23 protein-coding genes and 1 riboswitch are annotated in these 21,202 nt (G+C 71.8%); of the genes, 5 read left to right on the plus strand and 18 right to left on the minus strand.

Annotated features, from left to right (window positions below):
* Nucleotides 1-14 precede the first annotated feature (14 nt).
* The 12 genes from ASD11_RS12960 to ASD11_RS13015 form a co-directional block, all read right to left on the minus strand.
* Nucleotides 15-713, minus strand: a complete 699-nt coding sequence (locus tag ASD11_RS12960; protein ID WP_056287738.1) for an acyltransferase — start codon at nt 711-713, stop codon at nt 15-17.
* A 235-nt stretch (nt 714-948) separates the two neighbouring features.
* Nucleotides 949-2,580: a chaperonin GroEL gene (gene groL, locus ASD11_RS12965; RefSeq protein ID WP_056287740.1), complete on the minus strand. Its 1,632-nt coding sequence runs from the start codon at nt 2,578-2,580 to the stop codon at nt 949-951.
* Between the two features lie 192 nt (nt 2,581-2,772).
* Nucleotides 2,773-3,339, minus strand: a complete 567-nt coding sequence (locus ASD11_RS12970; RefSeq protein ID WP_056287742.1) for a dihydrofolate reductase family protein — start codon at nt 3,337-3,339, stop codon at nt 2,773-2,775.
* 35 nt (nt 3,340-3,374) lie between these two features.
* Nucleotides 3,375-3,626 carry a hypothetical protein gene (locus ASD11_RS12975; protein ID WP_056287744.1) on the minus strand — a complete coding sequence of 84 codons (252 nt, stop codon included), beginning with the start codon at nt 3,624-3,626 and terminating at the stop codon, nt 3,375-3,377.
* Between the two features lie 6 nt (nt 3,627-3,632).
* Entirely contained in the window at nt 3,633-4,889 is a 1,257-nt protein-coding gene (locus ASD11_RS12980) for a hypothetical protein (RefSeq protein WP_056287746.1), read from the minus strand.
* A gap of 2 nt (nt 4,890-4,891) precedes the next feature.
* The gene (locus ASD11_RS12985; RefSeq protein WP_056287748.1) at nt 4,892-5,314 is read right to left on the minus strand and encodes a hypothetical protein; all 423 of its coding nucleotides are present in this window, start codon (nt 5,312-5,314) and stop codon (nt 4,892-4,894) included.
* Nucleotides 5,311-5,505, minus strand: coding sequence for a hypothetical protein (locus ASD11_RS12990; protein WP_056287750.1), 195 nt, complete (start codon nt 5,503-5,505; stop codon nt 5,311-5,313). The genes ASD11_RS12985 and ASD11_RS12990 overlap by 4 nt, the downstream gene beginning before the upstream one ends.
* Complete coding sequence (locus tag ASD11_RS12995) at nt 5,502-7,367, minus strand: hypothetical protein (RefSeq protein ID WP_082554351.1); 1,866 nt, start codon at nt 7,365-7,367, stop codon at nt 5,502-5,504. The genes ASD11_RS12990 and ASD11_RS12995 overlap by 4 nt, the downstream gene beginning before the upstream one ends.
* 125 nt (nt 7,368-7,492) lie before the next feature.
* Nucleotides 7,493-7,693, minus strand: coding sequence for a cold-shock protein (locus ASD11_RS13000; RefSeq protein WP_056287752.1), 201 nt, complete (start codon nt 7,691-7,693; stop codon nt 7,493-7,495).
* A 162-nt stretch (nt 7,694-7,855) separates the two neighbouring features.
* On the minus strand, nt 7,856-8,131 hold the full coding sequence (locus tag ASD11_RS13005; RefSeq protein ID WP_056287754.1) for a ubiquitin-like small modifier protein 1: 276 nt from the start codon (nt 8,129-8,131) through the stop codon (nt 7,856-7,858).
* A gap of 35 nt (nt 8,132-8,166) precedes the next feature.
* On the minus strand, nt 8,167-9,429 hold the full coding sequence (thrC, locus tag ASD11_RS13010) for a threonine synthase (RefSeq protein WP_056287755.1): 1,263 nt from the start codon (nt 9,427-9,429) through the stop codon (nt 8,167-8,169).
* Nucleotides 9,430-9,438: 9 nt separating this feature from the next.
* Nucleotides 9,439-9,571, minus strand: a riboswitch (SAM riboswitch).
* A gap of 114 nt (nt 9,572-9,685) precedes the next feature.
* The gene (locus ASD11_RS13015) at nt 9,686-10,282 is read right to left on the minus strand and encodes a TetR/AcrR family transcriptional regulator (protein ID WP_056287757.1); all 597 of its coding nucleotides are present in this window, start codon (nt 10,280-10,282) and stop codon (nt 9,686-9,688) included.
* 88 nt (nt 10,283-10,370) lie between these two features.
* Here ASD11_RS13015 and ASD11_RS13020 point away from each other — a divergent pair, with 88 nt between their 5' ends.
* Nucleotides 10,371-11,813, plus strand: coding sequence for a DHA2 family efflux MFS transporter permease subunit (locus ASD11_RS13020; protein WP_056287760.1), 1,443 nt, complete (start codon nt 10,371-10,373; stop codon nt 11,811-11,813).
* On the opposite strand, the gene ASD11_RS13025 is transcribed toward ASD11_RS13020, so the two are convergent.
* Genes ASD11_RS13025 through ASD11_RS13040 form a run of 4 tightly spaced genes read right to left on the minus strand, consistent with a single transcriptional unit; the run spans nt 11,810 to nt 13,911 of the window.
* Nucleotides 11,810-12,247: a hypothetical protein gene (locus tag ASD11_RS13025; protein WP_082554353.1), complete on the minus strand. Its 438-nt coding sequence runs from the start codon at nt 12,245-12,247 to the stop codon at nt 11,810-11,812. The genes ASD11_RS13020 and ASD11_RS13025 overlap by 4 nt on opposite strands.
* Before the next feature lie 4 nt (nt 12,248-12,251).
* A complete protein-coding gene (gene otsB / locus ASD11_RS13030) occupies nt 12,252-13,046 on the minus strand; it encodes a trehalose-phosphatase (RefSeq protein WP_056287762.1) in 795 nt (264 codons plus the stop codon).
* Nucleotides 13,043-13,603, minus strand: coding sequence for a LytR C-terminal domain-containing protein (locus tag ASD11_RS13035; RefSeq protein ID WP_056287764.1), 561 nt, complete (start codon nt 13,601-13,603; stop codon nt 13,043-13,045). The genes otsB and ASD11_RS13035 overlap by 4 nt, the downstream gene beginning before the upstream one ends.
* A gap of 11 nt (nt 13,604-13,614) precedes the next feature.
* Nucleotides 13,615-13,911, minus strand: coding sequence for a DUF3263 domain-containing protein (locus tag ASD11_RS13040; RefSeq protein WP_056287766.1), 297 nt, complete (start codon nt 13,909-13,911; stop codon nt 13,615-13,617).
* A 55-nt stretch (nt 13,912-13,966) separates the two neighbouring features.
* Between ASD11_RS13040 and ASD11_RS13045 the strand changes: the two genes are divergently transcribed.
* From ASD11_RS13045 to ASD11_RS13060, 4 genes are read left to right on the plus strand one after another with little or no spacing between them, the layout of a single operon-like run.
* Nucleotides 13,967-14,944 carry a Gfo/Idh/MocA family protein gene (locus ASD11_RS13045; RefSeq protein ID WP_056287768.1) on the plus strand — a complete coding sequence of 326 codons (978 nt, stop codon included), beginning with the start codon at nt 13,967-13,969 and terminating at the stop codon, nt 14,942-14,944.
* 9 nt (nt 14,945-14,953) lie between these two features.
* The gene (locus ASD11_RS13050) at nt 14,954-16,402 is read left to right on the plus strand and encodes an alpha,alpha-trehalose-phosphate synthase (UDP-forming) (protein ID WP_056287770.1); all 1,449 of its coding nucleotides are present in this window, start codon (nt 14,954-14,956) and stop codon (nt 16,400-16,402) included.
* Between the two features lie 42 nt (nt 16,403-16,444).
* Nucleotides 16,445-17,788 carry an MFS transporter gene (locus tag ASD11_RS13055; RefSeq protein ID WP_056287772.1) on the plus strand — a complete coding sequence of 448 codons (1,344 nt, stop codon included), beginning with the start codon at nt 16,445-16,447 and terminating at the stop codon, nt 17,786-17,788.
* Complete coding sequence (locus ASD11_RS13060) at nt 17,778-19,208, plus strand: pyridoxal phosphate-dependent decarboxylase family protein (RefSeq protein ID WP_056287773.1); 1,431 nt, start codon at nt 17,778-17,780, stop codon at nt 19,206-19,208. Before ASD11_RS13055 ends, ASD11_RS13060 begins: the two co-directional genes overlap by 11 nt.
* 61 nt (nt 19,209-19,269) lie before the next feature.
* Here ASD11_RS13060 and ASD11_RS13065 read toward each other — a convergent pair whose 3' ends face one another.
* A complete protein-coding gene (locus ASD11_RS13065; protein ID WP_235503320.1) occupies nt 19,270-19,860 on the minus strand; it encodes a GNAT family N-acetyltransferase in 591 nt (196 codons plus the stop codon).
* A 113-nt stretch (nt 19,861-19,973) separates the two neighbouring features.
* Nucleotides 19,974-21,167 (minus strand): MFS transporter, encoded by a 1,194-nt coding sequence (locus tag ASD11_RS13070; protein WP_056287777.1) that lies wholly within the window; start codon nt 21,165-21,167, stop codon nt 19,974-19,976.
* Between the last annotated feature and the right edge of the window lie 35 nt (nt 21,168-21,202).

Here is a 21,202-nt window from a genome sequence, read left to right on the forward strand (position 1 = left end):
GCGGGCCGGGCGCGTCAGGGCCGGTCCTGCTCGTCCCACTCCACGTCCTTGCGCACGACCCGCGCCGGCACGCCCGCCACGGCGGTGTGAGGCGGGACGTCCTGGTTGCGGACGACGCTGCGCATCCCCACGACGGCACCGTCGCCCACGCGGGTGTGCCCCGTGACCACGGCGTCCTTGCAGAGCCAGACGTGGCGTCCGATGCGGACGTGCGCGCCGAAGGGGTTGAGACGCTCGCCGGTGGAGCGGTCACCGAGCCGGTGCATGTCGTCGGTGGCGACGTAGACGTCGGCGGCCCACAACCCGTCCGGTCCCACGACCACGGTGCCGCCGTTGCGGGCGTCGACCACGGCGCAGCGGGTGGCCGTGAGGGGTCCGTGCAGGACGACCTGCGACTGCGGACCGCAGTAGATCTCGGCTGCGGTGAGGACGCAGCCGGCACCGATGAAGACGGTCGCGTCGTCGCCCACGAGGAGGGAGACGAGGTGCTCGAGCGGTGAGGCCAGGACGACCAGCGCGCGGCTGAACGGGTAGCCCGTCATGCGCTCGAGGGCACCGCGCGGGAGCTCGGCGCCGCGGACGGCGTAGAGCACGTTCTCGTGCTCGTGCCACCACGGGTCCCAGGCGTCGTCGGCGCGGACGAGGTCGAGGTCGTCGAGCACCTCGACGTCGACCCCCGCCTGCGACAACCGTTCCCGGTGCTCCACGTCCATCCCCTCATCCTTCCGCACCGGCTCCCGGCCGTCGACGAAGGATGAGGGAACGGGGCCGCCAGGACGACCACAAGCCCTCATCGTTCGTCCGCCCACGACCAACGACGAGGGAACCGGGTCGCCAGGACGACCACAAGCCCTCATCGTTCGTCCCGGGGCGGGTGGGGACGCGGAAGGGCCCGGCTCCGCTTGCGCGGGGCCGGGCCCTCCCGGATTCAGCAGGTGGAGCAGGGGCTCAGAAGCCCATGCCGCCCATGTCGCCCATGTCGGGCGCGCCGCCGCCGGCGCCCGCGGGCTCCGGCTTGTCGGCCACGACGGCCTCCGTCGACAGGAACAGGGCCGCGATGCTGGCCGCGTTCTGCAGGGCGGAGCGGGTGACCTTGGCGGGGTCGAGGATGCCGGCCGCGATGAGGTCGACGTACTCGCCCGTGGCAGCGTTCAGGCCGTGGCCCGGCTCGAGGCCGGCGACCTTCTCCGCGACGACGCCACCCTCGAGGCCGGCGTTGATCGCGATCTGCTTGAGCGGGGCCGAGGCTGCGAAGCGCACGATGTTGGCGCCCGTGGCCTCGTCGCCGACGAGGTCGAGCTTCTCGAACGCGAGCTTCGTCGCCTGCACGAGAGCGACGCCGCCTCCGGCGACGATGCCCTCCTCGACGGCCGCCTTGGCGTTGCGCACGGCGTCCTCGATGCGGTGCTTGCGCTCCTTGAGCTCGACCTCCGTGGCCGCGCCGACCTTGATGACGGCCACGCCGCCGGCCAGCTTGGCGAGACGCTCCTGGAGCTTCTCACGGTCGTAGTCGGAGTCGGAGTTCTCGATCTCCGCACGGATCTGGTTGACCCGTCCGGCGATCTGGTCCTGCGAGCCGCCGCCCTCGACGATGGTGGTCTCGTCCTTGGTGGTGACGACCTTGCGGGCCGTGCCGAGGAGCGAGATGTCGGCGTTCTCGAGCTTGAGACCGACCTCCTCGCTGATGACCTCACCACCGGTCAGGATGGCGATGTCGGCCAGCATGGCCTTGCGGCGGTCGCCGAAGCCGGGAGCCTTGACGGCGACCGACTTGAAGGTGCCGCGCATCTTGTTGACGATGAGCGTCGCGAGGGCCTCGCCCTCGACGTCCTCGGCGATGATGACGAGCGGCTTGCCCGACTGCATGACCTTCTCGAGGACCGGGACGAGGTCCTTCACCGAGCTGATCTTGCTGTTCACGATGAGCAGGTACGGGTCCTCGAGGACCGTCTCCTGGCGCTCGGGATCGGTGACGAAGTAGCCCGACAGGTGACCCTTGTCGAAGCGCATGCCCTCGGTGAGCTCCAGGTCGATGCCGAACGTGTTCGACTCCTCGACCGTGATGACGCCTTCCTTGCCGACCTTGTCCATGGCCTCGGCGATGATCTCGCCGACCGTGGTGTCAGCGGCCGAGATGGAGGCGGTGGAGGCGATCTGCTCCTTGGTCTCGACGTCCTTGGCCAGCGACAGCAGCTGCTCGCTGATGGCCTCGACGGCGGCCTCGATGCCCTTCTTCAGGCCCATCGGGTTGGCGCCGGCCGCGACGTTGCGCAGACCCTCGCGCACGAGGGCCTGGGCCAGGACGGTGGCGGTGGTGGTGCCGTCGCCAGCGACGTCGTCCGTCTTCTTGGCGACCTCCTTGACGAGCTCGGCGCCGATGCGCTCATAGGGATCCTCGAGCTCGATCTCCTTGGCGATGCTGACACCGTCGTTGGTGATCGTGGGGGCGCCCCACTTCTTCTCCAGGACGACGTTGCGGCCCTTGGGGCCGAGCGTGACCTTGACGGCGTCGGCGAGCTGGTTCATACCGCGCTCGAGGCCGCGCCGGGCTTCCTCGTTGAATGCAATGGACTTGGCCATGGATGCTGTCTCCGCGTGTGCGTCGATGTGGGGCGGATCGGGGGTGCCCGCGACGGACGGCCTCGTGCGAACCGGCGAACCCTTCTCGCCGGACGACGGACCTCACCGGTCCGATCCAATTAGCACTCTCACTATAGGAGTGCCAGACAACGCCTGGCAATCGGGTCCCCCGAGTGCCAGCCGGTGCCGCTCTCAGCGCGGCAGCGGCCCCACGTCGTAGGTGAGGCTGACGAGCTGTCCGGCGCGCTGCACGTGGGTGAGGGTGAGCCGGTCGGACTCCAGCACGCGGGGCAGCAGCGGCGCTCCGGCGCCCAGCGTGACAGGCGCGATGGTGACGACGAGGCGGTCGAGGAGCCCCTCGTCGGCGAGCTGTCCGACCACCTCTCCTCCGCCCAGGACCCAGACGTCGCGCTCCCCCGCGGCCGCCGTGGCCTCGGCGTGGACCCGCGCCACGGGCGCCTGCGTGAACCGGATGTCCGCACCCTCCACGACCGGCTGCTCGCGGTGGGTGAGGACCCAGGCGGGACGCTCGCCGTACCACTCCCGCCACTGCTCCGGCCTGGCCGCGAGGTCGTCGTGCTCGTACACCCAGCGGTACGTGGACGAGCCCATGACGAGGGCGCCGACGCTGTCGGTGAACGCGGCCATGTCGGCCTCGAGGCCGGGCTCGTGCTCGACGGCGAACAGCCAGTCGAGGGAGTGCTCGGGCGTGGCCAGGAAGCCGTCGAGGGTGCTCGCGGTGTAGTACACGGTCGCCATGGCCCGAGGCTAGCCGCGGGCTCCGACAGGGGCGGTCAACCGATCTCGAGTCGTGATCGACGGCGGGGCCTGCTCTCCGGAGCGGTCCCGTCGGCGCCCTCCGCGGACTCGTCGGCACCCTCGGCCCGCTCGACGAGCCGGTCGCGCCGCGCGATCCACAGCACCACCCCGATCAGCACGACGGCCGGCGCGAGCGCAGGGATGGCGAGCAGCGCCACGGGGTGCGCCAGCAGCACCTCCGGGGGGACGTCGGCGGTGGAGGTGGTGGTGAGCGCGAAGAGATCCATGAGGCCTCAGACGGAGAAGAGGAGGAAGAGCCCGGTGAAGGTGTAGGCCACCATCAGGACGAGCATGGCCAGCTGGCCGGACAGGCGGTGCGCCTTGGGCAGGAGCACCAGGGCGCGGTCGTGCGCAGCGACGACGGCGAGCACGTGGCCGGCCACGACGAAGGCGACCTTGAGCCCGGCCAGGGTCGACGTGTGCGTGGACAGGACGTACGAGACGGAGGGGTCCGCCGGCCAGCCCGTCGGCTCGAGGAGCGCGAAGAGCACCACCTGCCCCTTCTCGACGAGGTAGGTCAGGTAGTGCGCGAAGACGTAGCCGACCACGATGGGGACGAGCGAGTGAGCGAGCGCGCCGGGCAGCGCCGCACGCTCCCGTCCTGAGACGCCGCCGGTGGCCCGGGAGGCGAGCTGGAAGAGGAGCGCCACCACGACGCAGAAGGCGAGCAGCGTCAGCGTGCGCTGGGCACCGTCGACCGTCCTGCTCTGCCAGAACTCCGAGGCCGAGAAGCTGTCGTACGCGGTGGAGCCCAGCAGCGTGGCGAGCAGGGCCACGAGCCCGGGAGCCACCGGGAGGGTCGGCAGCGTGCGCAGCGGGTTGTGCAGGACCCAGCGGCCGTCGCGCACGAAGGGCGAGAGCCGGGCCACGATCGCGGAGTACACGTCGAAGGGGTCGCCGCGCTCGAACCAGCGCGGACCGAACGCGAGCCCGGCGACCACCGCGACCAGCGCGTAGAGGGCGACCCAGAGGCGCAACGCGTCGATGCTGCCGGGGTCGGGCGAGGCGAGCTCGAGCCACACGAACGCGAACAGTCCCGCCACGGCCGGCCAGTACCCGAGCCGCTCGGGGTAGGTCGCGAAGCCGTCGGGACGCCCCGTGAGCCGACCCACGACGGACTGCAGCGTGCGCCAGGGCGAGAGGTCGCGCCAGACGTGCCCCGCGAGGAGCGCGAGCGGCACGAGGCCGACCCACACCAGGACGTAGACGGCGCCCAGGCCGCCGTTGCCGGGCTCGTCGGGCCCGAGGTACAGCGTCCCGAGGACCCAGGCCGTGAGCAGGAGGCCCACCCCGGCCAGCCAGGGGCGACGCGCGGGGACGTCGCCCTCCGACTCACCCACCAGGCGGGGCTCGCGCCAGGCCAGCGCCAGGACCGCGAAGGAGATCGTGAGGGCCCACGACGCGCCCACCATGGCGTAGAGGAACGGGATGGGAAGGTCGGTGGACCCGCCGACCCCGTGCCCGGCGAGCGGGCCGACGAGGACGTGCACGGTCAGGGACGCACGACGAGCTGGGCGATGACGGCGTCGGCGTGGTGGGCCTCGACCGCCACCTGACCCGGGGTCTCGAGCGTGAACGACTCGGAGACCTCGTCGCCCGCGGCGACCTCGTACTCGTGCTCGGGGTCGGAGTGGACGTGGATCTCCTCGTCGGCCGCCGCAGTGATGTTCAGCGTGACCTCCTGGCCGACCTTCACGTCGACGCGCTTCCCCTGCGGGGTGACCTTGCCGTCGGCGGCGATCTCGATGTCGACGGTCACGCCCTCGGCGGCCGGCTCGCTCGGGGCGCTGGTCGCGCTCGCGCCGGGCGAGGCCGAGGACCGACTCGCGTCGGCTCCGTCGGTGTCGTCGTCGTTGCCGCAGGCCGCGAGGCTCAGCACCAGCACGGCGGCGGCAGCAGTGGCGATCATCTTCATGCGGGGTCCTCCGGTGCTTCTTCTTCGGGCTCGAGGGCGCGCCGCAGGACGTCGTCCTCCTGGCGCTCGTCGCGCCGGTCCTTGCGAGCGATGTAGAGCACCACTGCGACCACCACGACCGCGGGGACGAGGGCCGGGATGGCCAGCAGGGCGGCGTGGTGGGCGAGGAGCTGCTCGCCGGCCGGGGTCACGGGGCCGACGGTACCTTCCCCGCGTCGTCCGCGGGGTCGGGCTCGAGGTCACGGCGGCGCTCGGCCTCCCGCTCGATCGCGCGACCGACGCGGGCGACGGCCACCGAGATACCGATCAGGATGGCCAGGCTGCAGATCAGCACGATCAGGTTGGCGAGGCCCCAGAGCCAGCTGGGCGCATCGAAGTTGCGCTCCCGCTGAAGGATCTCGATCTCGGGCTGGAACGGCCGGTCGATCGTCGCGCTCGCGGGGACCTCCTTCGCACCGATGGCCTCGTCGGCCGGCAGGAAGATGGGGACCGCCGTGAGCATGCGGCCGTCCTGGACCCGCAGCAGCGTCTTCCAGTTGCCGCCCACGGGCATGGCCTTGGTGGACTCCCAGGTGTTCTCGCCGGTACGACGCAGCCGGTCGGCACGGATGCCGTCGCTCCCGCCGCCCTGCCACGAGAGGATCTGCACCCACGTGGGGTGGTCGTCGATGAGGTTCTTGGGCTCGACCGTGACCTTGGTGGTGATCTCGGGGTCGTCGGCCGTGCCCACCTGGGTGGTCTCGATGCGCGCCGACGCGTCCTTGGGCACGGTGGCGTGGAGGCCGTTGCCCACCGCGACCGCCGTGACCAGGATGGTCGCGGCCACGATGACACGGCCCACCGTCTGGCCCTTGGGCAGCTGACCGCGCAGGCCCATGGCGAAGAGCGCTCCGCAGAGGCCGGTGCCGACCGCGACGGGGATGCTCATGGCGAGCGACTCGACCCAGATGTCACGGGGCCACGGGAACGGGTAGACCAGGTCGTTCCAGGCCTTCTCGATGACCAGGCCGACCGTGGCGATCAGGAACCCGCCGACGGCGCCGAAGACGAGCGGCTTGTCCTTGAGCTTGGTGAAGGCGAGCAGCTCGATCAGGATCGCGCTGCCGATGTAGAGCGGGAAGACGTGGTGGGCCGCGCCGAAGACGTCGGTGACCACGAACGAGACGATGCCGCGCACCACGAGGAAGAAGCCCGCCGCGAAGATCGCGACGCCCGGGCCGCCGTACAGGCGGGCGGCGACGAACGCGAGCGCTGCCGCGGCGCTGATCATGAGCGGCGCGAAGACCATCCGGAACTGGGCGACGCCGAAGTCGAACTCGGCCTGGAAGACCGAGAGGCCGATGACGAGGCCGCCGAACGCCATGGCGAGCGTGAGCTTGTGCAGCACCTGCGAGCTCACGACGTCCTTGCCGTGCTCGAACTCGTCGGAGAACTCGGCCTCGCGGTGGAGCAGGATGATGCCCGCCGTGGAGAGCCCGGCGCCGCCGATGAGCATGATGTGCGTGGGACCCCACAGGGTGACGTCCTGGCCGAAGAGCCGGTGCCAGACGTCGTCGAGCGGGAAGCCGATGAGGGCGTAGAGGCCGCACGCGGCGATGAAGATGCCGGCGACCGGGGCGTACCAGTTGCGCGTGATGCGGACCGACGCGATGCCGGGCTTCTGGCCGTCACGGGGCCAGACGATGGCCGACATGCCCGCGATGAACAGCGCGAAGAGCCCGTACAGGATCAGGTAGTGGGCCGGGTTGGCCAGCGGTCCCTCGTCGCGGCCACGACCGGCGTGCAGGCTCACGTCCCAGAGGAAGCCGAGCAGCGCGACGACGAGCGAGCTGGCGACGAAGAGCTGCGGGATGGCCAGCCAGCCGGGCTCGCCCGTGCGGCTGCCGACGGCCTGGCCCAGCTTGTGGAACCAGTGGATGCGGTGCGTGCGGTGGGCCCAGGCGATCCACAGGAGGATCGCCGTGACGATGCCGGCGGCGATGGACAGTCCGAAGACCTGGTCCAGCGCGGCACCGCCGACGGGTGCGGGGTCCGACGTGGCTGCGGGGAACATACCGGGAGTATGTCAGCGGCTATGAGACACCGCAAGTGTCAGATGAAGGTGACCCTACCCACGTGTCGCGAGCGTCACCGCGCGGAACGGCTCAGCGAGCCTCGACGCTCAGCGACCTTCGACGCTCAGCGTCCTTCGACTTCGTGGGCCTCGCGACCCTTGGGCCCGTCGACGACCTCGAACTCGACGGGCTGGCCGTCCTCGAGGGTCTTGTAGCCGTCGGACTTGATCTTGGACCAGTGGACGAAGACGTCGTCCTGGCCCTCCACCTCGATGAAGCCGAAGCCCTTGTCGGCGTTGAACCACTTGACGATGCCCTGAGCCATCGCTCACTCCCACCTGATGCTGGATCGCCCTCGGCCCGAGCGGATCCTTCAGGGGGGAGCCTATACGCCGTCACCCGCAGGACCACAGCGGTCCACGTGAGGTTCATGTGCGGGAAACCTCGAAGGGTCCTTCGAGCGGCCCAGGGAGCGGCCCGCGCGGGTTCAGCCGCCGGCGACGGCGGGGATGATCGAGATCTGCGTGCCCTCGGGAGTGGTCGTGGCCAGGCCGTCGGTGAAGCGCACGTCCTCCTCGGCGACATAGATGTTGACGAAGCGACGCAGCTTGCCGTTCTCGTCGACGACGCGCGCCTTGATGCCGGGGTACTGGCTCTCGAGCGAGTCCAGGACGTCGGCGAGGGTGGCGCCCTCGGCGCTCACCTGCGACGAGTCGTCGGTGTAGGTGCGCAGGATGGTGGGGATGCGGACGGAAACGGACACAGGGGTCTCCCGGTTCAGGTGAGGGGCGGAGGCGCTCAGGCGATGCCGGAGGCGGCGAAGGCGTCGTACGTGGGGGCGATGGTGGCGACGGGACCCACGGCCCCGGACACGGCGTCGAGGGTCTTGAGCCCGTGGCCCGTGTTGATGATGACGGTCTCGAGGTCGGGGTCCAGCTGACCCGTCTCGACGAGCTTCTTGAGGACGCCCACCGTGGTGCCGCCTGCAGTCTCGGTGAAGATGCCCTCGGTGCGGGCGAGCAGCACGATGGCGTCACGGATCTCGTCGTCACTCACCTGCTCGACGGCTCCACCTGTGCCGCGGGTGATGTCGAGGACGTAGATGCCGTCGGCGGGGTTGCCGATCGCGAGCGACTTGGCGATCGTGTCGGGCTTGACCGGACGGATGGCGTCGACGCCGTCCTTGAAGGCGGTGGCCACCGGGTTGCAGCCCTCGGCCTGGGCACCGAAGACCTTGTAGGGCTTGTCCTCGACGAGGCCCAGGGTCACGAGCTCCTGGAACGCCTTGTGGACCTTGGTGAGCTGCGAGCCGGACGCGACGGGGATGACGATCTGGTCGGGGAGGCGCCAGCCGAGCTGCTCGGCGATCTCGTACCCGAGCGTCTTGGAGCCCTCGGCGTAGTACGGACGGACGTTGACGTTGACGAACGCCCAGCCGTCCTCCTCGCCCGCGATCTCGCTGGCCAGCTTGTTGACGTCGTCGTAGTTGCCGTCGACGGCCACGAGGTTCTCGGTGAAGACCGCCGAGTTGACCTGCTTGGGCGTCTCGAGGTTGCTGGGGATGAACACGACCGTGCGGATGCCGGCGCGCGCACCGGCGGCGGCCACGGCGTTGGCCAGGTTGCCCGTGGAGGGGCAGGCGAAGACCTTGGCGTCGAGCTCGCGGGCCGCCGAGAGGGCGATCGCGACGACGCGGTCCTTGAAGGAGTTGGTGGGGTTGGTGCTGTCGTCCTTGACCCAGAGCCGGTCGATGCCCAGCTGGGCACCGAGGTTCCTGGCCTTCAGGAGGCGCGTGAACCCGGGCTCGAGGTTGGGGCTCGACTCGATGTCGTCGGGGACGGGCAGCAGGGCCTTGTAGCGCCAGATGTTGGCCGGACCGGCCTCGATCTGCTCCCGCGTGACCTGCCCGAACTCGTAGCCGATCTCGAGCGGCCCGAAGCACTCGTGACAGGCGTAGTGGGGGCCGAGCTCCCGGGTGGTGCCGCACTCGCGACAGACGAGCTGGGTGGCCGGGCCGAAGGCGCCTTCGCGCACGGTCCGGACTTCGGTGGTGATGCTCACGAGGCCTCCTCGTCATCTCTCCCGGACGACCTGTCCGGGACGGATTTAGCACCTGGCCCGCCGGTCACGCACGTACGCGTGGCGGTGTGGGCTGGTTGCTGGGGCTTCGCAGGGCCGTTCCCTCTGCCCCTCTGGATGAGCACCTCAATCCTAGGCAGCGTCTCACGATGCGTCCAATCCGTTCGCATGCTGAGACGACGACGTCCGGTGGATGGACCGGCCGGGCGGGGGCTGCGAGCGGCCCCGCGCGCGCGGCTCAGCCGACGGCGCGCACGTCCTCGAAGGCGGGGCCGAACGCGCAGGACGCGAGACTCGTGAGTGACGGGGACTCGTCGAGGTGCTCGGGCACCCCCAGGGCGAGCATCACGTTGATCAGCATCCCGTGGGCCACGAAGTCACGCGCCTGGTCCTCGTCGCAGCCGGTGGAGGTGATGACGTCGAAGATCTCGCCCATGCGCCGCCGCGCGAGCTCGCCGATGGCCGGCTCCGACGCCGCCACGAAGCCGTGGAGCATGACCTGCATGACGTCGCGGTCGGACAGCACGAGGTCGGTGTAGGCCTGGCCGAGCGGCTCCATGCCGCCCTCGACGTCGGGGCGCACCACACCGCTCGCGACGATCTCGGTGAACGAGTCGAGGACCCGCGCCGTGGCCTGGTCGAACACCTCGAGGAACAGCTCCAGCTTCGTGCCGAAGATGCGCACGACGTACGGCTGGGAGACGCCGGCCTCCTTGGCCACGACGTCGGTGCTGGTGGCGGCGTAGCCCGAGCGCGAGAAGGCGCGGGTCGCGGCGGCCACGACGAGGGTACGGCGGTCCTCGGCGGAGAGGCGGGTGCGAGGTGCTGGGGTCACGCTTGACAGGTTATCACTTGATTACTTATCGTCGAGGCTGTTGGTAATCATTCGATGCCTTCCAGACTTCCAGCCCTCCGGAGGGACCATGTCCACCACCACCCTCGCGCCTGATCCCCAGGCGCTCGCCCACCCCGACCACGGCACAGCCACCCGCCCCCGGGTTCCCGTGTGGGTGGCGATCCTGGCCGCGTCGCTCCCGATGTTCATGGCCACGCTCGACAACCTCGTCATGACGAGCGCCCTGCCCGTCGTCCAGGCCGACCTCGGCTCGAGCGTGAGCCAGCTGTCGTGGTTCATGAACGCCTACTCGCTCGTCTTCGCGACGTTCATGCTCGCGGCCGCGACGCTCGGCGACCGGCTCGGACGCCGCCGCGTGATGCTCGCGGGCATCGGCGTCTTCACGATCGGCTCCATCGCCGCTGCGCTGAGCACCTCGTCGGAGGCGCTCATCGCGGCCCGGGCGCTGCAGGGCCTCGGCGGCGCGGCGATCATGCCCCTCTCGCTCACGCTTCTCGCCTCGGCGGTCCCCGCGTCCCGGCGTGCCGTCGCGATCGGCGTCTGGGGCGGCGTCTCGGGACTCGGCGTGGCGCTCGGCCCGGTCATCGGCGGCGCGGTCGTGGAGGGCATCAGCTGGCAGGCCATCTTTTGGATCAACGTCCCGGTGGCCGTCGTCGCCGTGCCCCTGCTCCTGCGGGGCCTCGGCGAGTCGCGCAGCAGCGCGCCGAGCCGTCTGGACCCCGTCGGCACGCTCGCCCTCGGCGGTGCGGTGCTCGCCGGCATCTGGGGCATCGTGCACGGCAACGACGACGGCTGGTCGTCCGCCGGCGTCATCGGCACGCTCGTCCTGTCGGTGGTCCTGCTCGTCGGCTACGTCGCCTGGGCGACCCGACGCCCGGACGCGGTGCTGCCCCTGCGGCTCTTCCGCTCGCGCAGCTTCACGGTGGCCAACGTCATCGCCCTGACCTTCACCATCGGGATGTTCGGCACGGTCTTCCTGCTGTCGCAGTACCTGCAGGTGGTCCAGGGCTACTCCCCCTTCGAGGCCGGGCTCCGGACGCTGCCCTGGACCGCCGCGCCGATGGTCGTCGCCCCGCTCGCGGGCGCGCTCGCCGAGCGGGTCGGACTCCGACCACTGCTCGTGGTGGGCCTCGTGATGCAGACCGTCTCGCTCGTGTGGTTCGCGATCATCACGGAGGCCTCGGCCGACTACTCCTCGTTCGTGGCGCCGCTCCTCGTGGCCGGCGTGGGCATGGGCATGACGTTCGCGCCCATGTCGACGGCCGTCCTCGACGGGCTGCCCGACGACGACTTCGCCATCGCCAGCTCCGCCAACTCGACCGTGCGTGAGTTCGGCGTCGCACTCGGCATCGCCGGACTCGTGGCCGTGTTCCAGGGTCAGGGCGGCGAGATCACGCCCACGGGCTACGACGGCGCCATCGGCCCGGCACTCCTCACCGGAGCAGCCGTCGTGGGGGTGGCGGTCGTGGCCGCCCTCTTCGCACCGCGCCGCGCGGCCGCCGCGTCCTAGCGCCGACGGAACCGGGTCGACGGTGGCGGGTAGTCGCCGTCGGCCAGGTTCGCGAGGCGCTCGAACGGGTTGTACGAGTGGTGGTCGCCCGCCACCGTCCACGAGACGAGCACGCCGAGCAGGTAGGGCACGAGCATGGCGGGGCCGATGCACCAGGCGTACTGAGTGCAGTGCCGGTCCTCGTGCCGCAGCAGGGCCGGGCGTCCGAGCAGGTCGTCGACGTCGCGGCCGCTCACGAAGACGCTGCCGACCGTGAACGCCCCGGCCCTCGGGAAGCCCCAGCGGTAGCCGCCGGCCACCCAGGTGCCACGGCCCCGCCGCACGACGGTGGCTCCCCCGGCCCGAGCGAGCGCCAGGCCGAGCGGCGTGGACAGGTTCACCCAGTTGACGACGGTCCGGACCCGCGTCCACCGCGTGTGCGGCAGGAGGTCCACGGCGTCAGGCCTCGAGCGCGTCGGCCAGCTCGGTGAGCCAGTCGGCGACGTCGTCGGGGCCCTGCAGCACGACGTCGGAGCGGGGGACGAGAGCGTCCTGCTCGGGCGAGACGGAGCAGGCCAGGAGACCGGCGAGCCCCTCGGCGCGGAACGCGTCGACCGCGTCGAAGGCCGGGAGGTCGCCCAGGTCGTCGCCCGCGTACACGACGGTGCGCGCCCCGGTGCGCTCCACGAGGTGGCGCATGGCGTCGCCCTTGTCGCTGCCCGGCGAGCGGAGCTCCATGACCTGGCGCCCGGGCTCCAGGGCGAGACCCAGCCGGTGCGCCCAGTCACGCAGCGGGGCGTCGAGCCGCTGCAGCAGGTCGGGATCGATGCCCCGGGTGTGCAGCGCGACGGCCAGTCCCTTGTCCTCGATGCGCACGTGCTGGGCGCCGTGCTCGTCGAGCCACGCAGGCAGCTCCTCCACGAGCTGCGCGACGGCGGCCGAGCGCTCCGGCCGGACGACCTCGCCCGTGGCGGCGTCCCAGCGCTCCACGCCGTACTGGCCGCACACGACGAGCCCGGAGAGCCCGGTGTGCTGCTGGAAGCCTCCCAGCTCGAGGACCTGGTCGACGGGGCGTCCGGTGACGATGGCGACGAGGCCCAGCCGGGGGCCGAGGCGGTCGAGAGCCGCCACCGAGCGGGGGTGGACGTAGGCCTGGGTGGGGTCGTCGACGATGGGCGACAGCGTGCCGTCGAAGTCGAGCCCGAGCAGCACCCCGGACGGGTCGTCGAGGACGGCGGCGGGCCAGCGCGTCATGCGACGGGACCGAGCAGCACGAGCGTCAGGCGCTCGGTGCTCATGCCGGCCAGCGCGGGAGCCACGGAGCCGACGCCGAGGTCGTCCGCGAGCAGCCGCGCCTCGGCCTCACGCCCGGCGGGGTAGAAGACCGACGTCTGCGCGACGCCGCCGGCGCGCCAGTTGCCGACCGTTCCGACGGTCCAGCCCAGCTGCTGGACGCGGGCGCCGGCCGAGCGGGCGAGCCCCGGCGTGCGCGAGCCGTTGAGCACCGAGACCCCGACCGTGGTGCGCTGGGCAGAGGGGCTGGGTGACGGCGACGGCGGCGCGGTGGTCTTCTCGGCCGTGGGTGACGGGCTGGGTGTGGCCGACTTCTCGGGACTGCGGCTCGGGGAGGCCGACGCCGACGGCGAGGCGGCGCTCGGGTCGGGACCGTCGGTCTGCGTCTCGCCGGGCGCGTTGAGGGCGACCCACGCGAGCCAGCCAGCGGCAGCGACCATGACGGCGGCGCTCAGCACGAAGAACCACCCGGGCAGGACGTAGGCCCGCTTGCTGGGCGTCTTGCGGTGTGCGACCACCGGACGACCCCTCAGACGTCGAAGCCGAGGCGCCGTGCCGAACGGCTGCGCTGGCGCTCGGCCCGCATGCGACGGAGCCGCTTCACGAGCAGCGGATCGAAGGCGAGAGCGTCCTCACGGTCGATGAGGGCGTTGAGGACCTGGTAGTAGCGCGTGGCCGACATGTCGAACTTGTCGCGGATGGCCTGCTCCTTGGCGCCGGCGTACTGCCACCAGAGCCGCTCGAGGGAGAGGATCTCGCGATCGCGCTCGCTGAGGGTCTCGGAGGCGGCCGCGGTGCTCGAGGTCGGCTGCTCCACTGCGCTCATGCGCCTGATCCTACGACACGAATGACAGCCGTGTCATTCGGTTAGCGTGGAGGGCATGACCGTGTCGTGGGGAATCCTGGCCACCGGGCGCATCGCCCACTCCTTCGCCCGCGACCTCGCCCTGGTCCCGGGCCACCGGCTCGCGGCCGTCGGCTCGCGGTCGGCGGCCTCCGCGCAGGCCTTCGTCGACGAGCACGGCGACCCGAGCACCCGCGCCCACGCCACGTACGAGGAGCTGGTGGCCGACCCTGCCGTCGACGTCGTCTACGTCGCGTCGCCGCACGGCCGCCACCTCGACGACGTCCGGCTCTGCCTCGCGGCCGGCAAGGCCGTCCTGTGCGAGAAGGCGCTGACGCTCGACGCCGAGTCGTCGGCACAGCTCGTGGCGGAGGCCAGGGAGCGTGGCCTCTTCCTCGCCGAGGCCATGTGGATGCGGGCCAACCCCACCATCCGTCTCGTCAAGGAGCTCGTCGACGAGGGCCGCCTCGGCGAGGTGGCCCAGGTCAGGGCCGAGCTCGGCTTCGTGGGTCCCCCGGACGTCGCCCGGCTCTGGGACCCGGCCCTGGGGGCGAGCGCCCTGCTCGACGTCGGGATCTACCCGCTCACCTTCGCGCACCTGCTGCTCGGGGAGCCCCGGGTCGTCGCGGCCGCCGGGACCCTCTCCGACCAGGGCATCGACCTCTCCGGCGGCGCCACGCTCACGTACCCGTCGGGTGCCGTGGCGAGCATCGCCTGGACGCAGGTGGCCTACACCGACAACCGCGCCTCGGTGGCCGGTGAGCGCGGCAACATCCAGCTGCCCGCGCGGTTCCACCACCCCGAGGAGCTCCACCTCACCCTGGGCGGCACCACCGAGACCCTGAGCCGACCCCGGACCGGCAAGGGCTACGCCCACGAGATCGAGGAGGTCGGCACCTGCCTGCGGGAGGGGCGCACCGAGTCCGACGTGCTCCCCCTCGACGAGACCGTCTCGGTCATGGCGCAGATGGATGAGATCCGTCGCCAGATCGCAGCGACCTCCGCGCCCCACTAGGCTCGACGCATGGCAGGTCCCAAGCGCGGTTCAGGCTCGACGTTCGTGGTGATCGCCAACCGGCTGCCGGTGGATCGCGTGACCGCTCCCGACGGCGCCATCTCGTGGCGCACGTCGCCCGGCGGCCTGGTCACGGCGCTCGAGCCCGTCATGCGTCGCCAGGGCGGCGCCTGGATCGGCTGGCACGGCGCGCCCGACGAGAAGGTCAAGCCCTTCAAGCACGACGGCCTGCAGCTCGTGCCCGTGCAGCTCTCCTCCCAGGAGGTGGAGGAGTACTACGAGGGCTTCTCCAACGCGACCCTGTGGCCGCTCTACCACGACGTCGTGGCCCCTCCGGAGTTCCACCGCGAGTGGTACGACTCCTACGTCACCGTGAACAAGCGCTTCGCCGAGCGCGCGGCCGAGATCGCGGCCGAGGGCGCCGTCGTCTGGGTGCAGGACTACCAGCTGCAGCTCGTGCCTCAGATGCTGCGCGAGCTCCGCCCCGACCTGCGCATCGGCTTCTTCCTGCACATCCCGTTCCCTCCCACCGAGCTCTTCCAGCAGCTTCCGTGGCGTCGCGAGATGCTCGAGGGACTGCTCGGCGCCGACCTCGTGGGCTTCCAGCTGCCGGGTGCCGCCTCCAACTTCGTCCGGCTCGTCCGTCAGCGCGTCGGGCACAAGACCCATCGCGACGCCGTGTACCTCCCCGACGGCCGCACCGTCATCGCCAAGGCCTTCCCCATCTCCATCGACGCCGCCGGCTTCGAGGCCCTCGCCCGCACGCCCTCCGTGCTGGCCCGCGCCGCCGAGATCCGCGAGAGCCTCGGCAACCCGCGCAAGGTGCTGCTCGGCATCGACCGGCTCGACTACACGAAGGGCCTGCGCCAGCGGATGCGCGCGTTCGGCGAGCTCGTGGCCGACGGCACCGTCCACCCCGACGACGTCGTCTTCGTGCAGGTGGCCACGCCGTCGCGCGAGCGGGTCGACCAGTACCGGATCCTGCGCGACGACATCGACCGTCTCGTCGGTCGCATCAACGGCGACATCGGGCGCATCGGCCAGCAGCCCCTCACCTACCTGCACGCGTCGTACCCCCGCGAGGAGATGGCGGCGCTGTACCGCGCCGCCGACGTCATGGTGGTCACCCCCCTGCGCGACGGCATGAACCTCGTGGCCAAGGAGTACGTCGCCACGCGCTACGACAACGACGGTGCGCTCGTGCTGTCGGAGTTCGCGGGGGCGGCGGCGGAGCTGCGCCAGGCCTACCGGGTCAACCCGTACGACATCAACGGCATGAAGCAGGCCATGGTCGACGCCATGAAGGCCAGCCCTCGGGAGTCGTCCCGGCGCATGAAGGCCCTGCGCCGCACCGTGATGGACAACGACATCGATGCGTGGGCCTCGGCCTTCCTCGAGGAGCTCACCGAGCCCCGCGGACCGCACGACAAGCATCCGCGGCCCTCGGTCGTCTCCTGAGACCGCGCCGGAGAGGCCCTTCCGGGGCCTAGCCTGACCGCCATGACGTCGTCCGTCCCCTCGCCGGCCCTCCCGGGCCGGGTGCGCCGCGGCTACGCGCTGGGCAGCGTGGCCACCGGCACGTTCGGCACCGTGCCGGGCCTCCTGCTGCTGCCCTACCTGACCGACACGCTGGGTGTGGCCGCGGGCGTGGCCGGAGCCATCGTCTTCCTGCCCAAGGCCTGGGACGTGGTGCTCAACCCCGTGGCAGGACGCATCAGCGACCACTCCGAGCACCCGGGCGGGCGCCGCCGCCCGTTCCTCCTGCGGGGTGGGCTCGCCCTCGCCCTCGCCTTCGCGCTCATGTTCGCCGGCCCCACGGAGCCGACGGCCCTCGCCGCCGGGTGGGTCGTCGTGACGTTCCTGCTGTGCGCCAGCGCCTACGCCTTCTTCCAGGTCCCCTACGTCGCCATGCCGGCCGAGATGACCCTCGACTACGCCGAGCGCACGCGACTGATGACGTGGCGCGTGGCGGTGCTCGCGGTGGCGATCCTGCTGTCCGGCGCCACCGCACCGCTCGTGGTCGACGCCGTGGGTGGTGAGGACTCCCCTTCGGGCTACCGCGCCATGGGCGTCTACGTGGCCGTCGTCCTCGTGGTGGGTGTCGTGGGCGCCTGGTGGGGCACGCGCGACGCACCGGAGCACCGCGTGCCCACGCCGACCGGGTCCCTGCGCGACCAGCTCCGCGTGGTCGCGGCCGCACCCGACTTCCGCGCCCTGCTGCTCACCTTCGTGGTGCAGGCGCTCGCGGTGGGCACGATGCTCGCCGGCGTGGCCTACGTGGCCGACGACCTCCTCGAGCGTCCCGGTGCCGCGACGATCCTGTTCGCCGCGTTCGTCGGTCCCGCGCTCCTCGTGACGCCGCTGTGGGAGCGCTACGCGCGCACACGGACCAAGCGGTCGGGCTACACGTGGTCCACGGTCTCCATGGTGGCGGGCATGGTCGTGCTGCTGCTCGCCCTTCCTCACGCGCCCGTCGTCGGGTACGTGGGGGCCGCTCTCGTCGGCGTGGGGTACGCCGGGGCGCAGGTGTTCCCCATGGCGATGCTCCCCGACGCCGCCGCCCACGACGCCGCCCGGACCGGGGAGAACCGTGTGGGTGTCTACACCGGCGTGTGGACGGCCGGGGAGACCCTGGGCCTGGCCCTGGGACCGGCCGTCTTCGCGCTCGCGCTCGCGCTCGGCGGGTACGTGTCGTCGACTGCCGACGAGTCCGTCGCGCAGTCGGACTCGGCCCTCACCGCCATCCGGCTCGGGTTCGCCCTCGTGCCGGCCGTCCTCGCCGCGCTGAGCCTGCTCGCGCTGCGCCACTACCGTCTCGACGAGGAGATCCGTCATGGGTCCTGAGCCCACGCCCGCGGCCGCCGTGCTCGCACAGCTGGAGCAGCTGCGCGCCGACGACCTGCCCACCCACGGTGGCCGCACGCTGGCCTACGTCTACGACTCCGGCGTGGCCGAGGCCGACGAGCTGGGCCGTCAGGCGCTCGCCATGTACGGCGGCACGAACGGCCTCGACCCCACCGCCTTCCCGAGCCTGCTGCGCATGGAGACCGAGCTCGTCGGTGTAGCGCGGGAGATGTTCCACGGCGGACCCGACGTCGTGGGGACCGTCACCTCCGGCGGCACCGAGTCGATCCTGCTGGCGGTGCAGGCCGCCCGTGACGCGCACCCCGAGATCACCGACCCCGTCCTCGTGGTCCCCACCACGATCCACGCCGCGTTCCACAAGGCGTGCCACTACTTCGGGCTCGAGCGCGTGAGCGTGCCGGTGGACCCCGGGACCTTCCGGGCCGACCCCACCGCGATGGCAGCGGCGATGGACGAGCATGCCGGCCGCGTGGTGCTCGTGGCCGTGTCCACGCCGTCGTACGCGCACGGCGTGATCGACCCCGTGGAGGAGGTCGCGGCGGCCACCCGCGAGCGGGGGCTGCGGCTGCACGTCGATGCATGCATCGGCGGCTGGGTGCTGCCGTGGGCCGACGTGGCCGACCCGTGGGACTTCGCGGTCGAGGGCGTCACGAGCCTCTCCGCCGACCTCCACAAGTACGCCTACGCGCCGAAGGGCGTCTCCCTCCTGCTCCACGCCGACGCAGCCCTGCGCCGTCCGCAGCTCTTCGCCAGCGCCGACTGGCCCGGCTACACGATGCTCAACTCGACGGTGCAGTCCACCAAGTCCGGCGGACCACTCGCAGCGGCGTGGGCCGTGGTCCGGTACTTCGGCGACTCCGGCTACGCACGGCTCGTCCGGACGTCGCTCGAGGGGACGCGGGCGGTGGTGGCGGGCATCGAGACGCAGGAGCACCTGCACGTCGTGGTGCCGCCGGACTCCACCCTCGTGGCCATCGGGACGGACGGCTCGTGCGACGTGTTCACCCTGAGCGACCTCATGCTCGAGCGCGGCTGGTTCGTGCAGCCCCAGATGGGCTTCGAGGGCGCCCCGGCCACCCTCCACGTGAGCCTGTCCGCCGCCACGGCCGCCTCGGTGCCTGACTTCCTGACAGCGCTGGGCGAGTGCGTGGAGGAGGCTGTGCGGCGCGGCCCCGTCGTCGTCGACGCGGAGCTCCGGGCCGCCGCCGAGGCCATCGACCCCGCGACCCTCGACGACGACGCGTTCGACGGCCTCCTGCAGGTGGCCGGGCTGGCCGGCGAGGGCGGCACCATCGGGCTGCCCGAGCACATGGCCCCGGTCAACGCCCTCCTCGACGTCGCGCCGCCACGCCTGCGCGAGGCCCTCCTCGTCGCCTTTCTCGACCGCCTCACCCGCTAGCAGGGACGGAGGAATCGACATCCGGCCCGGACGGGGGTCAGGAGTGTCGATTCCTCCGTGGTCAAGCGCGGGCCAGCCGGGCCTGGAGGGCGTACTTCGCGTCGGGCCACTCGGTGTCGAGCATCGAGAACGTCCAGGTGTCGCGCCACGAGCCGTCGGTCCGGCGCCTGTGCTTGCGCAGCACGCCCTCGTGGGTGGCCCCGAGCCTCAGGATGGCGGCCTGCGAGCGCTGGTTCCGGTCGTCCGTGTGCCAGACCACGCGGACCGCACCGAGCGTCTCGAAGGCGTGGGTCAGGAGCAGCAGCTTGGACTCGGTGTTGATGCCCGTGCGCCAGGCGCGCGACGCGAGCCACGTGTGGCCGATGGCGACGGTCTGCAGGTCTGCGCTCACCTCGTAGAAGGAGGTGACGCCCACGGGCTCGCCCGTGCGGGCGTCGAGCTGGGTCCAGACGTGGACGCCGGGCCAGTCGACGTAGCGCTGGACCAACGCCTCGGCCTCGGCGAGGGAGGCGGGTCGGACCACCGGCATCCACGAGAAGACGTCGTCGGAGTCGGCCGCCGCGAGCAGGCCAGGCGCGTGCTCGGCACGGACGGCGGTGAGCCGCACGAGCGAGCCGTCGAGGTCGGGGGTGGCTGTCCAGTCCTGCGTCACGCCGCTCAACCTACCCAGCCCCGACGAAGGAATCTGCATTCCTGACCCCCGTCCCGGTGGGATGTCGATTCCTCCGTCCGACGGGCCGAAGGTCGATTCCTTCGTCCCCGCGGTCAGCGTCGGGAGCGGGCCAGGACGACGGCGGACAGCACGGTGGCCAGGGCCGCCGCCGTGACGGTGACGCCGAAGGCCGACGTGTACCCGTGCGAGTCGGCCAGGCGCCCTGCCACGGAGGAGCCCAGCGCATAGCCGATGCCGGTCATGCCCGCGAGCAGCGTCATGGCCGTCCCGACGCGGGACGGATCGACAACGCGGCCGGCCATCGCGAAGTTCCCGATCATGTACGGGGCCACGGCGAAGCCCAGGAGCGCGATGACCGCCACCAGCGAGCCGACGGAGTCCACGAGGAGCAGCGGAGCCGACAGCACGAGCAGCGCCACGGCCGACACGAGCATGCGCAGCTCGTACGTGACGCGCTCGGGGAGGGCGGCGACCGTGAGCCCGGCGATGGCACTGCCGACGCCGAGCGTCGCATGGATGAGGCCCGCGACCCCGGCCCGACCCTCCTCGGTGGCCAGCGCCGTGGAGCCCGTCTGCGTGCCGCCGAACACCATGCCGATGAAGAGCTGGGCGAACCCGAGCACCACGAGCATCACGGTGAGGACCGGCACGGCCGGGCCCTCGCGGCGTCGCTCCGGACGGGTCAGCGCCGCCGTGGGGTGCAGGGCGAACCAGGAGCCGAACACGGCCAGGAGCCCGGCGGCCACGATGAGCGCCTCGCCCTCGTCGACGAGGACGGCGAGCAGCCCGACCGAGGCGGGCCCGAGGACGAAGGAGACCTCGTCGGCGGCGCCCTCGTAGGAGAAGGCGGCGTCGACGAGCTTGGCCTTGTCGGGAGCCTTCTCGGTGACGGGCGCCCACCGGACGCGGGCGAGCGGACCGATCTGCGGGATGGCGAGCCCGGCCACGGCCGACATCGCGATGACGAGGCCCGCGGAGGCGTCGGAGCGGGTCACCAGCACGACCCCCACGAGGCCCACCGCGCCCGCGAGCGACTGCACGAGGACCACCGGGCGCTGCCCCACGCGGTCGGCGAGCGCACCGAAGAAGGGCGCACCCAGCGCGTTGGCGACGGCGAGGGCGCCGGCGGCCGCGCCGCCCAGGGCGTACCGGCCCGTGCTCTCGCTCACGAGCAGGAGGGTGCCCATCTGGCTCATGGCAAGCGGAACTCGCCCGAGGAAGGCTACGGCGACGTAGGCGGGCCCGACGATCCGCAGGAGCGTGCGGTACGCGGCGATGGCGGACAAGGCCCGGCCATCCTACGGGTCGCGGTCCCCGCACC

Source organism: Aeromicrobium sp. Root495 (assembly GCF_001426755.1).
Taxonomy (GTDB): domain Bacteria; phylum Actinomycetota; class Actinomycetes; order Propionibacteriales; family Nocardioidaceae; genus Aeromicrobium.

Coding starts and splice junctions, on each gene's coding strand:
- ASD11_RS13060 (WP_056287773.1), top strand. CDS start 17,778: ATGGGTCCTGAGCCCACGCCCGCGGCCGCCGTGCTCGCACAGCTGGAG.
- ASD11_RS13020 (WP_056287760.1), top strand. CDS start 10,371: ATGTCCACCACCACCCTCGCGCCTGATCCCCAGGCGCTCGCCCACCCC.
- ASD11_RS12960 (WP_056287738.1), bottom strand. CDS start 713: ATGGACGTGGAGCACCGGGAACGGTTGTCGCAGGCGGGGGTCGACGTC.
- ASD11_RS12970 (WP_056287742.1), bottom strand. CDS start 3,339: ATGGCGACCGTGTACTACACCGCGAGCACCCTCGACGGCTTCCTGGCC.
- groL (WP_056287740.1), bottom strand. CDS start 2,580: ATGGCCAAGTCCATTGCATTCAACGAGGAAGCCCGGCGCGGCCTCGAG.
- ASD11_RS12975 (WP_056287744.1), bottom strand. CDS start 3,626: ATGGATCTCTTCGCGCTCACCACCACCTCCACCGCCGACGTCCCCCCG.
- ASD11_RS13000 (WP_056287752.1), bottom strand. CDS start 7,693: ATGGCTCAGGGCATCGTCAAGTGGTTCAACGCCGACAAGGGCTTCGGC.
- ASD11_RS13055 (WP_056287772.1), top strand. CDS start 16,445: ATGACGTCGTCCGTCCCCTCGCCGGCCCTCCCGGGCCGGGTGCGCCGC.
- ASD11_RS13045 (WP_056287768.1), top strand. CDS start 13,967: ATGACCGTGTCGTGGGGAATCCTGGCCACCGGGCGCATCGCCCACTCC.
- ASD11_RS12995 (WP_082554351.1), bottom strand. CDS start 7,367: ATGTTCCCCGCAGCCACGTCGGACCCCGCACCCGTCGGCGGTGCCGCG.
- otsB (WP_056287762.1), bottom strand. CDS start 13,046: ATGACGCGCTGGCCCGCCGCCGTCCTCGACGACCCGTCCGGGGTGCTG.
- ASD11_RS13040 (WP_056287766.1), bottom strand. CDS start 13,911: ATGAGCGCAGTGGAGCAGCCGACCTCGAGCACCGCGGCCGCCTCCGAG.
- ASD11_RS12985 (WP_056287748.1), bottom strand. CDS start 5,314: ATGAAGATGATCGCCACTGCTGCCGCCGCCGTGCTGGTGCTGAGCCTC.
- ASD11_RS13050 (WP_056287770.1), top strand. CDS start 14,954: ATGGCAGGTCCCAAGCGCGGTTCAGGCTCGACGTTCGTGGTGATCGCC.